The organism is Klebsiella africana (assembly GCF_020526085.1).
GTDB lineage: Bacteria > Pseudomonadota > Gammaproteobacteria > Enterobacterales > Enterobacteriaceae > Klebsiella > Klebsiella africana.
In genome coordinates, this window is the sequence record NZ_CP084874.1 from 815,304 (window position 1) to 827,758 (window position 12,455).

At 56.4% G+C, this 12,455-nt stretch carries 15 protein-coding genes and 1 tRNA gene; 8 read left to right on the top strand and 8 right to left on the bottom strand.

What is annotated here, in order from left to right; translation table 11 throughout:
• Nucleotides 1–79: 79 nt before the first annotated feature.
• Nucleotides 80–634, bottom strand: a complete 555-nt coding sequence (idi, locus tag LGL98_RS04020; RefSeq protein ID WP_136029147.1) for an isopentenyl-diphosphate Delta-isomerase — start codon at nt 632–634, stop codon at nt 80–82.
• Nucleotides 635–950: 316 nt separating this feature from the next.
• On the opposite strand from idi, the gene actS reads away from it, so the two are divergent.
• A complete protein-coding gene (gene actS / locus LGL98_RS04025; protein ID WP_136029149.1) occupies nt 951–1,664 on the top strand; it encodes an amidase activator ActS in 714 nt (237 codons plus the stop codon).
• A gap of 80 nt (nt 1,665–1,744) precedes the next feature.
• Nucleotides 1,745–1,818 (top strand) — tRNA-Gly (locus LGL98_RS04030).
• Nucleotides 1,819–1,985: 167 nt separating this feature from the next.
• Here the strand turns inward: LGL98_RS04030 and LGL98_RS04035 are convergent.
• Entirely contained in the window at nt 1,986–3,374 is a 1,389-nt protein-coding gene (locus tag LGL98_RS04035; RefSeq protein ID WP_136029430.1) for an MFS transporter, read from the bottom strand.
• Between the two features lie 129 nt (nt 3,375–3,503).
• Here LGL98_RS04035 and LGL98_RS04040 point away from each other — a divergent pair, with 129 nt between their 5' ends.
• A complete protein-coding gene (locus LGL98_RS04040) occupies nt 3,504–4,421 on the top strand; it encodes a LysR family transcriptional regulator (RefSeq protein WP_136029151.1) in 918 nt (305 codons plus the stop codon).
• A gap of 247 nt (nt 4,422–4,668) precedes the next feature.
• Here the strand turns inward: LGL98_RS04040 and LGL98_RS04045 are convergent, their stop codons facing one another.
• The 4 genes from LGL98_RS04045 to LGL98_RS04060 are packed head-to-tail and all read right to left on the bottom strand — an operon-like array spanning nt 4,669 to nt 7,417.
• Entirely contained in the window at nt 4,669–5,472 is an 804-nt protein-coding gene (locus LGL98_RS04045; RefSeq protein WP_136029153.1) for a carboxymuconolactone decarboxylase family protein, read from the bottom strand.
• A 32-nt stretch (nt 5,473–5,504) separates the two neighbouring features.
• The gene (locus tag LGL98_RS04050; RefSeq protein ID WP_136029155.1) at nt 5,505–6,524 is read right to left on the bottom strand and encodes an aldo/keto reductase; all 1,020 of its coding nucleotides are present in this window, start codon (nt 6,522–6,524) and stop codon (nt 5,505–5,507) included.
• A gap of 18 nt (nt 6,525–6,542) precedes the next feature.
• Entirely contained in the window at nt 6,543–7,100 is a 558-nt protein-coding gene (locus LGL98_RS04055) for an NAD(P)H-dependent oxidoreductase (protein WP_136029157.1), read from the bottom strand.
• A gap of 8 nt (nt 7,101–7,108) precedes the next feature.
• Nucleotides 7,109–7,417 carry a superoxide dismutase gene (locus tag LGL98_RS04060; protein ID WP_136029159.1) on the bottom strand — a complete coding sequence of 103 codons (309 nt, stop codon included), beginning with the start codon at nt 7,415–7,417 and terminating at the stop codon, nt 7,109–7,111.
• A 138-nt stretch (nt 7,418–7,555) separates the two neighbouring features.
• On the opposite strand from LGL98_RS04060, the gene LGL98_RS04065 reads away from it, so the two are divergent.
• Both LGL98_RS04065 and LGL98_RS04070 read left to right on the top strand, forming a co-directional pair.
• Nucleotides 7,556–8,455: a LysR family transcriptional regulator gene (locus tag LGL98_RS04065; RefSeq protein ID WP_136029161.1), complete on the top strand. Its 900-nt coding sequence runs from the start codon at nt 7,556–7,558 to the stop codon at nt 8,453–8,455.
• 171 nt (nt 8,456–8,626) lie between these two features.
• On the top strand, nt 8,627–8,902 hold the full coding sequence (locus tag LGL98_RS04070; RefSeq protein WP_136029163.1) for a hypothetical protein: 276 nt from the start codon (nt 8,627–8,629) through the stop codon (nt 8,900–8,902).
• A 3-nt stretch (nt 8,903–8,905) separates the two neighbouring features.
• Here the strand turns inward: LGL98_RS04070 and LGL98_RS04075 are convergent, their stop codons facing one another.
• Both LGL98_RS04075 and LGL98_RS04080 read right to left on the bottom strand, forming a co-directional pair.
• Nucleotides 8,906–9,478 carry a DUF1349 domain-containing protein gene (locus LGL98_RS04075; protein WP_136029165.1) on the bottom strand — a complete coding sequence of 191 codons (573 nt, stop codon included), beginning with the start codon at nt 9,476–9,478 and terminating at the stop codon, nt 8,906–8,908.
• A gap of 18 nt (nt 9,479–9,496) precedes the next feature.
• Nucleotides 9,497–9,790, bottom strand: coding sequence for a YciI family protein (locus LGL98_RS04080; protein ID WP_136029166.1), 294 nt, complete (start codon nt 9,788–9,790; stop codon nt 9,497–9,499).
• Nucleotides 9,791–10,005: 215 nt separating this feature from the next.
• Between LGL98_RS04080 and LGL98_RS04085 the strand changes: the two genes are divergently transcribed.
• Genes LGL98_RS04085 through arsC form a run of 3 tightly spaced genes read left to right on the top strand, consistent with a single transcriptional unit; the run spans nt 10,006 to nt 12,112 of the window.
• Nucleotides 10,006–10,335 carry a metalloregulator ArsR/SmtB family transcription factor gene (locus LGL98_RS04085; RefSeq protein ID WP_136029168.1) on the top strand — a complete coding sequence of 110 codons (330 nt, stop codon included), beginning with the start codon at nt 10,006–10,008 and terminating at the stop codon, nt 10,333–10,335.
• Between the two features lie 52 nt (nt 10,336–10,387).
• Entirely contained in the window at nt 10,388–11,674 is a 1,287-nt protein-coding gene (locus LGL98_RS04090; RefSeq protein ID WP_136029432.1) for an arsenic transporter, read from the top strand.
• A 15-nt stretch (nt 11,675–11,689) separates the two neighbouring features.
• Nucleotides 11,690–12,112 (top strand): glutaredoxin-dependent arsenate reductase, encoded by a 423-nt coding sequence (gene arsC / locus LGL98_RS04095; protein ID WP_136029169.1) that lies wholly within the window; start codon nt 11,690–11,692, stop codon nt 12,110–12,112.
• The last annotated feature ends 343 nt before the right edge of the window (nt 12,113–12,455 follow it).

Genomic DNA, 12,455 nt, shown 5'->3' on the forward strand with positions numbered 1-12,455 from the left:
CAAGCGGAGCGCCGCCAGGCAATGATGACAGGTATGGAGCTGCTTTTTGTGCGGGGTGGCGGCTGCGAGAATATTCAGCTTACGCGCGCAGGCGCGCAACGAAATCGATCAGCGCCTGGCGGGCGTCCCGATTTTCCGCTTCCAGTACCATCCACGGGCTAAACGCCCACGGCGTGGCGGCCAGCGCGCTTAACATGGTTGGCAGGTCAACCCACTGATAGTCCATGACTTCATCGTCGTTAGGCTGCAGCTCGCTCATCACGCGCGCGGCATACACCGGGCATACTTCGTTCTCAACGATGCCGTTTGGAGCGACCGCCCGGTAGCGGAAGGCAGGGTGAACCGGCGCGATGTCGGCGATCTCCACGCCGAGCTCGAAGCGGCAGCGGCGCGTAACGGCCTGCTCGAAGGTTTCGCCCTGCTGGGGATGTCCGCAGACCGAGTTGGTCCACACCCCGGGCCAGGCTTTTTTGCCTAGTGAACGGCGGGTGACCAGAAACTGTCCCTGCTCATTGAACAGCCAGCAGGAAAACGCGAGATGCAAAGGGGTATTGAGCGTGTGGGCGGCATACTTCTCCAGCATACCGGCAGGCTGATCCTGCTCATCCAGCAAAATGACGTGTTCCCCGGCCATAACGACTCCTGAAAATAAAAAATGACCCGGCACAAACCCGCCGGGTCATGTACTCAGGCGACTAGGGTAGCCCATAAATGGGAGAAAGGCATTACCAAAACAAGCCCTGGAGGCAGCTCTGTGAACGGCAACGCGCAATGGAGAGGGGAGGCCGCCGCGCCGCGTGGCGTAAATATGAATTTCTGCCTGCCGCAGACCGCGCGCTACGGACGGGGGATAATGGTTTCGCCATCAGGGATGACGCCCTGCGCCGCGGACTGGTATGATATTCGCCCTGGTTGCGAGGTAAGTGGTTGTGTTAAGTGCAGGATGCCTGATGATGAAACGCGTTTATATATCACTGATGCTGGTGGCAAGCCTGGTGCTGGCCGGCTGCTCCAGTACGTCCGATTCTGGTGCCACTTATACCGTCAAACGCGGTGATACCCTGTATGGAATCTCCCGCACCACTGGCACCAGCGTTCGCGATCTGGCCCGCCTGAATAACATCTCCCCGCCTTACACCATCGAAGTGGGGCAGAAGCTGAAGCTTAATGGCAGCAGTTCGGCAAAGACGACAAAGAAAAAAACTTCCTCCACGCGTACCGCGGCGGTCACACCTTCATCCGCGGTACCTCAGTCCTCCTGGCCGCCGGTGGGACAGCGCTGTTGGCGCTGGCCGACCAGCGGCAAAGTGGTCCTGCCTTATTCCACTGCCGATGGCGGCAATAAGGGCATTGATATTGCCGGGACCCGCGGGCAACCGGTATATGCGGCCGGGGCGGGTAAGGTGGTGTACGTCGGCAACCAGCTGCGCGGCTATGGTAATCTGATCATGATTAAGCACAGCGAGGATTACATCACTGCCTACGCCCACAACGATAAGCTGATGGTGAATAATGGCCAGAGCGTAAAAGCCGGCCAGCAAATTGCCACCATGGGCAGTACGGATGCCGACTCAGTGCGGCTGCATTTCCAGATCCGCTATCGGGCGACGGCCATCGATCCGCTGCGCTACCTGCCGCCGCAGGGAAGTAAACCTAAGTGCTAAAAGATTATTTTATCGCCAGTCAGTATCCGGCGGGCTTGTCACAGGGTGCGTAAGGGCTATAATGCTTCTCGCACCTCTTCGCGGGCGTAGTTCAATGGTAGAACGAGAGCTTCCCAAGCTCTATACGAGGGTTCGATTCCCTTCGCCCGCTCCAAACTCCAGTCTCCTGAAGTCTACCAAACTCAATTTTCCCTTGATAAATCAGCAGTTATAGCATTCTGTTAGTCTATTGAACTCCGACGGAGGACTCCACTTTGGTTGCGGGATCGGCGTTTTGCGCTGCTGGCGCTGGAGTCGTAGCGTTTAGTGATATTTTCGCACTTATCCTGTTTCCGCAGGATGAGTGATTTTACGCAACCGGCTCGCGCTGACGACGACCGATACCGCAGAGGCCGCGGCGGCAACCCACAGCGCAACATGAATTGACCTTACATCTGCTGCCAGCAGAACGCCTACGGCGGCGGCTCCCAGGCACTGCCCGAAAGTGCGCATAATGGCTAAAACACCGGACGCATAACTCGCGTGCTCACGAATAACGTTTGAGAGCATTTCCCGGTTATTGGGACTCTGAAAGCAGCCAAACCCTATTCCGCATACCAGACTTCGCAGGCAGATATCCCACATTGAAGGGCTGGCGGGTAACGTCGCCAGCAGGATCAAACCGACGACAAATATCACCAGCCCCAGGGTGGATATCGCCGGGGCTGATATCGTGTCCGCCCAACGGCCTGCATGCGGCGCAATCAGCACGATCCCTAACGGCCACGGCGTAAACAGCAGGGCAGACACTACCGGACTGTAGCCGTATTCGCTCTGAAACAGGAAGGGCAGCGCAATAAAGGTGATCCCCTGGCTGACAAAAGCAATCATCGACGTGAAGGCCGCGAGGGTAAAACGTTCATTTTTAAACATGGTCGGCGGCAGTAAGGGATGATCCGTGCGGCGGATTCGCCAGATAAAAGCCATGCCGCTCAGCGCAGCGAGAGCCATCCAGCAAAGGCTGCCGAATTGAGAAGTAGCGTTCTGTAGGCTGTTCGCCGCCATGATCATCGAACCCAACAGCAGCGCTGACAATATGGCGCCCAGGGTGTCGAAGGGCGCCTGCATACGGATCGCATCCCGTGGCAGCGCTCTGACCGCCAGCAGTAAGGCGAGGGTGCCGGGAAGAACGTTTATCGCAAACAGCCATTGCCAGCTAAGGGTGTGAAGGATCGTTCCGCCCAATACCGGGCCGATCGCGGAGCTGGAGGCAATGAGCAGGGCATGGAACCCCAGAATGCGGCCAAGTAATCGTCCGGGAAATACGGACCTGAGTATTGCGGGGGCAATGCTCAGCGTCGCCGCGCCGCCGATCCCCTGAAGCACGCGCATACCGATAAGCACTTCGGGCTTATTCGCCAGCGCGCAGCCCAGTGATGCCAGGGTAAAGGTCGTCAGGCCCGCCAGAAATACGCGGCGATAACCCAGACGGGCTGCAAGCGCCGCGAATATCGCCAGCGTCATCGCAGCCGCCAGCAGATACCCGTTGGCGAACCAGACGGCAATACTGGCAGGTACCTGCATCTCCTGAGCCATGGAGGGTAGGGCAATGTTGATCATGGTGCCATCAAACACGCCCATTAAGGTGGTGGTCATTATTGCGGCCATCACCCGAGCGCGCGCCGGGCCAGGCAGTCCTTCGTCGCCGGGTTGACTGGAAAAGAGCGTCATCATTTGTCCTCTGAGAAGAGTGTATGGATGACAAAACTATAAAGATGGCTTTTACTGGGCGGAAGGCGCACTACTTTCACTTTATTGTTGCATCAAACGCCTTATCTTAATGTGCTGGGAGGAAGGGTAATGTCTGATCCCGATTTTAATTTGCTGGTAGCTCTCGACGTATTGCTGAGTGAAGCGAGTGTCGCAGGTGCGGCACGTCGTCTGAACCTCAGCACCTCGGCCATGAGCCGGACATTAAGCAGGTTACGCGATGTCACAGGAGACCCGATCCTGGTGCGCGCCGGGCGTAACATGGTACTGACCCCGTGGGCCGAAGCGACCCGGGATCGCGCCAGGCGTGCAGTGCACGAGGCCAGGGCGGTATTACAGCCCTCAACGGAAACGTTCAGCGTGCGAAGTCTGGCGCGTCTTTTTACCATCAGGGCGAACGATGGTTTTGTGGTGGCGTTTGGGCCTGCGCTCATAGCAGCGGTTGCCGACGCCGCGCCGGACGTCTGTATACGCTTCGCGCCTAAGCCGGAAAAAACGTCGCGCTATCTTCGGGAAGGGCTGGTTGATCTGGAGATTGGCGTTCAGAGTAATATGGGGCCAGAAATACGGCTGCAACGACTGTTTGAGGATCGGTTTGTTGGCGTCGTGCGTAAAGGGCACCCGCTGGCTAAGCAGGCAGAAATAGGCGTGGGTGATTATGTCGCCTGGGGCCATGTGGTAGCGTCACCCGAGGGCGCGTTGCACGGATCCGTTGACGATGCGCTGGCCGAACTGGGGACAAAACGTAAAATTGCGAGCGTCGTACCGGGATTTCCGACAGCACTGTCCGTGGCGCTGGAATCGGATCTTATCGCCATGATACCGGCACTCTATTTACTCAATCAGCAGGTAACGGACCAGGTACACGTTTTTGAGCTGCCGTTCAAAAGCCGTCGTATTACGGTCTCGCAGATGTGGCATCCAAGAATGGAACGCGACCCCGGTCACCGCTGGCTGAGAGAGCAAATTCTTGCGATAAGCGGTGTGGGGAGGTCAGTCATGACCTGACCAAATAGACATGTCCGCGCTAACGTCTCGCCACAGCGATCGCTGCTTGCAAAAGATGAGACTCAGGACGGCATACGGAACGGAAATTTTCTCAATGAGCGATGTGAACAGACTCACGATCGAAGTCTCTATACTTCAATAGACCGTTTATGCTCTTTCCGCGAGACCTAATCGAAAGCTCACGTGGCACCTTTAAATTAACAATTAACGACAAATAAAGGACAGCTTCCCTGTCCTTTATTCTTTTTTATTCAGTTTTGCTCTCGCGCGCTCGCAATACCTCACCGACCACCGGGGCGGCGGTAAACGCATTTGGCCATCCCGCGTAGAACGCCGCCTGGGCGACCACTTCTCCGGCCTCTTCAGCCGAAAGCCCATTATCCATAGCTCTGTTTAGGTGGTAGCCAATCTGCGCGCTCTGTCCGGCGGCGATTAACGCGCTGACCGTCACCAGACTTCTGTCGCGGGGCGTAAGCGCGGGCCGTTGCCAGAGGTCGAGAAACAGCGGGTCGGCGGTAAATTTAACCAGGCCAGGCGAAATGGGGCCGACATTTTTTTCCACGGTGTCTGCACGCTGTTTCTCTACCTGTTCATTGAGTGGCAGCAGCGTTGGCGAGGCGGCGGGCAGGGCCTCTGCCGTCACGCCCCTGGCTTCAAAGATGGCTTTCGCGACGCTGACGGCTGACATCGCATTGGGCCAGCCAGCGTAGAAGGCGAGGTGAGTAATGATCTCTGACACTTCCGCTGGCGTCACGCCGCTGTCGAGAGCGACTTCAATATAATGCTTAAGCTCGCCTGGCTGGTTGCGGGCAATCAGCATCGCCATGGTCACGATGCTGCGGTCGCGGGCGGACAGGGCGTCACGTTGCCAGAGGTCGTTGCTGATGGCCTCGCGACCGAAGCGCGCCAGCGCCGGGGAGACCGCTTGAATATCAGCGTCCGCAAGGGTGGAAGGGGTAATTTTCATCATAGCTTCATCTCTTTGTTCGTTGGCATAAGCAAAATCAGACAGCACAAGCGACAAGGCTGCCGCGGCAATCACGTTTTTCATATTTGCTCCTTTCCGATCAGCAGAGCGGAGCGTTACCGCGTCCAGACCTGCTTAACGTCCTTCGTTTGCGGCGTGTTTTGCGCCATGATCCCCGTCAGAACGTGCGGCTGGTAGGGTTCTTCAAGAAACTGGATTTCCTCCGGGCTCAGGTGAAGATTGACTGCGTTTACCGCGCCATCGACGTGATCTTTTTTTGTGGCCCCTACGACAGGTGACGTCACTTTTGTCAGCAGCCAGGCGAGAGATATTTCGGTCATGGAGACCTGATGCCGTTCGGCAAGTTCGGCGACGCGGGCAATAATGATCCGGTCCTGCTCTGCCGTGCTGTCGTATTTTCCCCGCGCATACTCATCTTCCACCGCTCGCCGCGTGTGGCCTTCTAAGCGGGAGAGACGGCCGCTGGCCAGCGCGCTATAGGGAGTCATGGCGATATCATCTTCCGCGCACAGCCCGAACAGCTCTCGTTCATCTTCACGCATGATCAGGTTGTAGTGGCTCTGCACGGAAACAAAGGGCGTCAGCCCTTCACTTTCGGCCAGGGCGTTCGCCTTCGCCAGCTGCCAGGCATAGCAATTGGAAATGCCAATTGCGCGCACCTTGCCGGCGGTCACGGCGGCATGAAGTGCTTCAAGCACCTCAATAACGGGCGTGTTGTAATCCCAGATGTGGTAGATGTAGAGATCGATGTAGTCCATCCCCAGATTCTGCAGGCTCTGGTCGAGCGAGCGGGCTATCGCCTGTTTTCCGCTGATCCCCTCGGCAATCTGGGCAGCGGTTCGTGGCAGAAACTTGGTGGCCAGCACCACCTCCTCGCGTTTTGCCATCTCCCGCAGCGCACGGCCAACGTACCGTTCGCTGGAGCCGTTCTGATAGGCGATGGCGGTATCGTAAAAATTGATGCCCTGTTCCAGACCGTGGCGGATGATGTCCCGGCTGGCTGTTTCGTCCAGCGTCCAGCGATGCTGACCCGTTGACGGATCGCCAAACCCCATACATCCCATGCAGATGCGGGAGACCAATAAGTCACTTTTACCGAGCTGGATATACTGCATCGTTATTCTTCCTCTTGATTATTCACCAATGGCGTTAAGCAGAGCGATAAGCCTTGAAGCGTGTTCCTGGGCACGCGTTTTTTGCTGTGCGATTTTGTCGGCATCCCGGTCGGCATAGCTAATGCCGCAGGTATAAACCGGCGCCAGCAGCTCAAGATTGCACAGCCTGGCCGTGGTCTCGAAGGGAAGGAGATACTCCTCAATAGCATGGCCAAAGAAACCATCAGCGGTATAGAGCGCCTGTGGCGCTCCCGTGGTGAAGGAGAGGATCAACTTTTTACCACCCAGTTTCGCCGTTGAGCCATGCGCGAAGCCGTGGACAAAGACCTCGTCCAGCCATTGTTTCATTAACCCGGGCAGCCCATACCAGGAAAAAGGGAACTGCCAGACAATCACATCCGCCTTCAGCAGGCTTTCCTGCTCTGCGGTGATGTTGAATTTGCCGTCCGGATAGAGCCAGTCCAGACGACGGATTTCCGCGTCAGGCAGGGCGGTCGCTACTTCGTCGAGGATGGTCGCGTTGGCGATGGAATGGTTGAGATCCGGATGCCCGGAAACAATAAGTATATTAGGCATTCCCATCGTTACTCCTGATGTTTAAATTCAGCAGAGAAGAGATTTTCCCAGTTAATAAACGAGCCGAGTGGAATACACTCGAAGGTTAATAAACCCGCTTTTGCCAGCGGAAATTCGGCCATGACATTATTCGCCTCTTCCACGGTGTCGCACTCGAGGAAAATAGCAACGCCGGGTCGGTCCTGACGAAAATAGATGTCGCGGATAAAGCCAGACTTATACAGTCCCCAGGCATGCAGGGCTTCCGCGGTAAGGTGCGGCGCATAGTGTTCCAGCGTCGCGCCGGGGGCAGGGATATCCAGACATAAAATGCGCATAGTTGTCTCCGGAAAGTCGTTATCAGCGGGAAGAGACAAAAGTATACGAGCCACAGGGGGGGAAGATTAGGCGGCCATTGACTTAAGAATATTTAGCCTGTACTTAATAATCAGGCGAGGCTGTCTTAAGGAGATGCTATGAATAACGCGCTTTATAATCAGATACGCATCTTTCAGAGCATTGCGCGCGAAGGCACTATCTCGGCCGCCGCGCGGAAGCTCGAAATCACGCCGCCGTCGGTCAGCAATGCTCTCAAGCTGCTGGAGGAACATATTGGCCACCCTCTTTTTGTGCGTACTACCCGGCGTATCGAGCTGACGGAAACCGGGCATCAACTGCTGGAGCAGACCGCCGCGGCGGTGGAGACACTGGAAAAGTCGCTGGAAATCATCCGCGACCAGAATCAGGAACCCTCCGGGGCAGTGAGAATAACCCTCTCGCGCTTTGCCTACCTGCTTATTCTCAAACCGGCAATGGCGGCATTTTGTCAGCAATATCCGGGGATCCAGCTGGAAATATCGGTCTATGACGGTACCGTCAATATTATTGAAGAACGTTTCGACCTTGGGATCCGCTTTGGCGATATTCTCGAAGGCGGCGTGGTCGCCCGCCCGTTAATGAAACCGTTTCGTGAAGGGTTATACGCCTCCACAGCCTATCTTGCCGAATATGGCGTGCCAGCGGTGCCCGCCGATCTCAGCCATCACCAGCTGATTGGCTATCGCTTTATTACCAACAACCGCATCCTGCCGCTACTCCTCAATGACCACGGTGAGCAGCTCACCGTCGAGATGCCGGGGCAGTTAATCAGCAATGATATTGACGTGATGGCAGACGGTATCCGCCATGGACTGGGGATTGGCCGCTTGTTTGAACCCATCTGGCGGCTACAACCCGATCGTGAGCAGTTTATTCCTGTGATGGAAGACTACTGGAAAACCTATCCGCCGGTTTATCTCTATTACCCAAAAAACGCGGGCAGAACGAAAAGGGTGAAAGCCCTGATTGATTTCCTGATAATGCATGCCGCGGAATAAAGGCTATTTTGCGTGCGAAATATCTGAAGGCACAGGTCCTGTCTTTCCCTCAGTATTAACCCTATACTCCTTGCGGATAAAGCGCTTTTTATCGCGATGATTTTTGCCGCTCAACGGCTTAGCCCATCACCAACGTCATAGGCTGGGAATATCAATAAGGGAGAGGTATCAATGGGCAGACGCGTCATAGTCTGTATATTCGCGCTGGTGGCGTTTTCGGCCAGTGCTGCGCATGGTGTTCACGGTGGCCATAACGGGCAGTCGGTGAGCGCTGGCGCCGACGGCGGCAACGGTTCGAACGGCGGCGATAGCGATAACTCATCGGGTCGGGCAGGGTGCCCTGGCGGTACCGATCCCGATAAGCACGGTCATTTTTATCTCCCTGGCACCGGCGAACCCTGCAATCCTGGGCCCCAGGATGCAGAGAAAGTCAGGTCTTCCCGCTAGCGTTCAGCTCAGATCGTGCAGCGCTTTGTCCAGCGGCGGGGAAAGCTGAATATCCTGAAACGCAACCGCCAGTCCCCCGCGCTCCGGTGAGCAGCACATCACGCCCACTTTCACCGGGCCTGGCGGAAAGTAGCCCAGTCGCAGCAGCGGCCAGCGCTCGCCGTCGGTCGAATACTGCAGCCTTAACGCATCGCCCTTGCGGGTCAGCCGCAGCCAGAAGGTGCGCGGGTCGCCGGGGAAAAGCCCGGTAGCCCAGTCGGAGTGGGTTAGCGTCAGTACGCTGCCGATGGCCGGGGCATCGTCATTGAATTCAATTCCCGCCTTCAGCCAGGTTTGCTCGTCGGCCATCATCATCAGCCCGGCCTGGTCGTAAAGCGTGGTGAAATCCGCACAGATTTTTGCCTGCAGGGTAAAATCGCTCGCTACCTCTGTGGCATAAAGGTGGCCAGAGAAGCGCTCAAAGCCATACCAGGTATGGCGCCAGAAGTCGGTATGCTTATCGGTGACCACCGTCAGGCCGTCGGTATTGCGGCGCCACTCGGCAGGTTCATTGATCCAGTGAAAGGACGGTTGCATTTCTCCTCCGGAATACGCTTATAACAGCGTCTGTAGCGCTGGCGATGTCATGCTGGCCTCAAAGGGAATAATCTCTGCACGAGCGAGACCCAACTGCTGGAAAGGATCCTCGCTCAGACGCGCTTGCAGTATTTCACGGCTGTCGCATTTCGCCAGAATCACCCCGCCGGTGCGGGGAAGACGGCGGCCGGAGGCGAGAAAGAGGCCCTCGGCATAGCCTTTTTTGAGCCATTCGACGTGGGTGGGGATCGCACGGTCAACCTCTTCGAGCGGTTTTATATACGTTAAAACAACCACATAAATCGTACTCATCCTGAAAACCCTGGCAATCCAATGGGATCTCCAGCCTGACATATTTCTATGGTGGATTAAAGAAAACGCGGCATTTTTTCCGAGCTCTTCAGCAGAGATGACGGGGCTAGGGTTACAAAGGTCATCCGCCTATAAAAAACACATATGTTTTTTCGCATGTTTATTGATCTTATTTACGGGTCCCGTATGCTATTCGCCACGCCTGAGGAGAAATTATGTCTTTATTGCCCCTGCAACTGTTCAAAAACCTCGCCGATGAAACTCGTCTCGGTATTGTTTTACTGCTCAGAGAGCGAGGGGAGCTGTGCGTGTGCGATCTCTGCACAGCGCTCGCGCAGTCCCAGCCTAAGATCTCCCGCCATCTGGCGATGCTGCGGGAGAGCGGGCTGCTGTTGGATCGTAAACAGGGGAAGTGGGTCCATTACCGCCTCTCTCCGCAGATGCCGGCCTGGGCGGCGCAGGTGATTGAGCAGGCCTGGCGCAGTCAGCAGGACGATGTGCGGGTGAAGGTCCGCAGGCTGGCTGACGGGCCGGGTTGTCAGTAAAAAATTTATCTTAATATATATGATTTTTCGAATGTGATTGCCGGGAGGAATGATGTTGCTGGCAGGTGCAATTTTTATCCTGACCCTGGTGCTGGTGATCTGGCAGCCGCGGGGGTTAGGGATAGGCTGGAGCGCGGCCTTTGGCGCGGCGCTGGCGCTGGCCACCGGTGGCGTACAGTTAGCTGATATCCCGGTGGTATGGCATATCGTCTGGAATGCGACCGCCACCTTTATCGCCGTTATCATTATTAGCCTGCTGCTTGATGAGTCTGGCTTTTTCGAATGGGCCGCGCTGCACGTTTCTCGCTGGGGGAGAGGCCGGGGTCGTCTACTGTTTACCTGGATTATCCTGCTCGGCGCGGCGGTGGCGGCGCTGTTTGCCAACGACGGGGCGGCGCTGATCCTCACGCCAATCGTGATAGCCATGCTGCGCGCGCTGGGATTCAGCAAGGGAACGATGCTGGCCTTTGTCATGGCTGCTGGATTTATTGCCGATACCGCCAGCCTGCCGCTGGTGGTATCGAATCTGGTAAATATTGTCTCGGCAGATTTCTTTGCCATCGGCTTCAGGGAGTACGCTTCGGTGATGGTGCCGGTCGATCTCGCGGCGATCCTCACCACCCTGGCGATGCTGCACCTGTTCTTTCGGCGGGATATCCCGCCGGCCTGGGATATGGCGTTGCTGAAAGCGCCGGCTACGGCGATAAAAGATCCCGCGACGTTCCGCACCGGCTGGGGCGTGCTGCTGCTGTTGCTGGCTGGTTTTTTCGTTCTTGACCCGCTGGGGATCCCGGTCAGCGCCATCGCGGCGCCGGGAGCGGGGATCCTGTTTGCTGTCGCGAAGCGCGGGCGGGTAATTAACACCGGCAAGGTGCTGCGCGGTGCCCCGTGGCAGATAGTGATCTTCTCGCTGGGAATGTATCTGGTGGTGTATGGCCTGCGAAACGCCGGGTTAACGGATTATCTGACCACGGTGCTGAACATGCTGGCGGAGCGCGGGCTCTGGGCCGCGACGCTGGGCACTGGTATTCTGTCGGCCTTCCTCTCTTCGATCATGAATAATATGCCCAGCGTACTGGTTGGCGCCCTGTCGATTGATGGCAGTGCGGCAACAGGGACGATCAAAGAGGCCATGATATATGCCAACGTCATCGGCTGCGATCTGGGGCCAAAGATTACGCCAATTGGTAGCCTGGCCACGCTGCTCTGGCTGCATGTGCTGGCGCAAAAGCACATCACCATCGGTTGGGGTTATTATTTTCGCTGCGGCATTATCATGACCCTGCCGGTACTGCTAGTGACGCTGGCCGCGCTGGCGCTGCGTCTCTCCTTCAACTAGCCATGAGAACGTGCTATGAGCATAACCATTTACCATAACCCTGACTGCGGCACCTCGCGTAATACGCTGGCGCTGATCCGCAACAGCGGCGCCGAGCCCACCATTATCTATTATCTGGAGTCGCCGCCGTCGCGTGATGAGCTGCGCCAGCTGATCGCCGCGATGGCGATCCCGGTGCGCGCGCTGCTGCGGCAAAACGTCGAACCCTACGACGCGCTGGGGCTGGCGGAAGACCGGTTTACTGACGACCAGTTAATCGACTTTATGCTTCAGCATCCGATCCTGATTAACCGTCCGATCGTGACAACGCCGCGGGGCACCCGACTCTGCCGCCCGTCAGAGGTGGTGCTGGAGATCCTGGCCGCGCCGCAAAAAGGCGCGTTCGTGAAGGAAGACGGTGAGCCAGTCATTGATGCCGCAGGGCGGCGAGTGAAATAGCGTCGGTTTTAGCCGCTACCTCCAACATCTTCTGTACGTCGTTTTGTCCCGGCCTGGCGGAATATTCCCCGGGCAAAGTCAGGGCCTCTCCCGAGGGGGAGGTCAGCATTGCTGAGCAATATTGTCGCTTAACGTTATTTCCTCGTCATTAGGTCCATTTTCCTTACTTTTCCTGCCGTTATCTTCCGCGTCTGTATCGGCCGTCTTTGTCCTTTGCTGATTATCTAAGGTATTGTTTTTAATTGATGATTTAACGTTTTTGACCCGGAAATATAAAGTCAACGTTGTTTGTGTTTTTGCGAACATTAAATCTATAAAACTAGATGTTTGTCGACTTTTCATC

Coding starts and splice junctions, on each gene's coding strand:
- idi (WP_136029147.1), bottom strand. CDS start 634: ATGGCCGGGGAACACGTCATTTTGCTGGATGAGCAGGATCAGCCTGCC.
- actS (WP_136029149.1), top strand. CDS start 951: ATGATGAAACGCGTTTATATATCACTGATGCTGGTGGCAAGCCTGGTG.
- LGL98_RS04035 (WP_136029430.1), bottom strand. CDS start 3,374: ATGACGCTCTTTTCCAGTCAACCCGGCGACGAAGGACTGCCTGGCCCG.
- LGL98_RS04040 (WP_136029151.1), top strand. CDS start 3,504: ATGTCTGATCCCGATTTTAATTTGCTGGTAGCTCTCGACGTATTGCTG.
- LGL98_RS04045 (WP_136029153.1), bottom strand. CDS start 5,472: ATGAAAAACGTGATTGCCGCGGCAGCCTTGTCGCTTGTGCTGTCTGAT.
- LGL98_RS04050 (WP_136029155.1), bottom strand. CDS start 6,524: ATGCAGTATATCCAGCTCGGTAAAAGTGACTTATTGGTCTCCCGCATC.
- LGL98_RS04055 (WP_136029157.1), bottom strand. CDS start 7,100: ATGCCTAATATACTTATTGTTTCCGGGCATCCGGATCTCAACCATTCC.
- LGL98_RS04060 (WP_136029159.1), bottom strand. CDS start 7,417: ATGCGCATTTTATGTCTGGATATCCCTGCCCCCGGCGCGACGCTGGAA.
- LGL98_RS04065 (WP_136029161.1), top strand. CDS start 7,556: ATGAATAACGCGCTTTATAATCAGATACGCATCTTTCAGAGCATTGCG.
- LGL98_RS04070 (WP_136029163.1), top strand. CDS start 8,627: ATGGGCAGACGCGTCATAGTCTGTATATTCGCGCTGGTGGCGTTTTCG.
- LGL98_RS04075 (WP_136029165.1), bottom strand. CDS start 9,478: ATGCAACCGTCCTTTCACTGGATCAATGAACCTGCCGAGTGGCGCCGC.
- LGL98_RS04080 (WP_136029166.1), bottom strand. CDS start 9,790: ATGAGTACGATTTATGTGGTTGTTTTAACGTATATAAAACCGCTCGAA.
- LGL98_RS04085 (WP_136029168.1), top strand. CDS start 10,006: ATGTCTTTATTGCCCCTGCAACTGTTCAAAAACCTCGCCGATGAAACT.
- LGL98_RS04090 (WP_136029432.1), top strand. CDS start 10,388: ATGTTGCTGGCAGGTGCAATTTTTATCCTGACCCTGGTGCTGGTGATC.
- arsC (WP_136029169.1), top strand. CDS start 11,690: ATGAGCATAACCATTTACCATAACCCTGACTGCGGCACCTCGCGTAAT.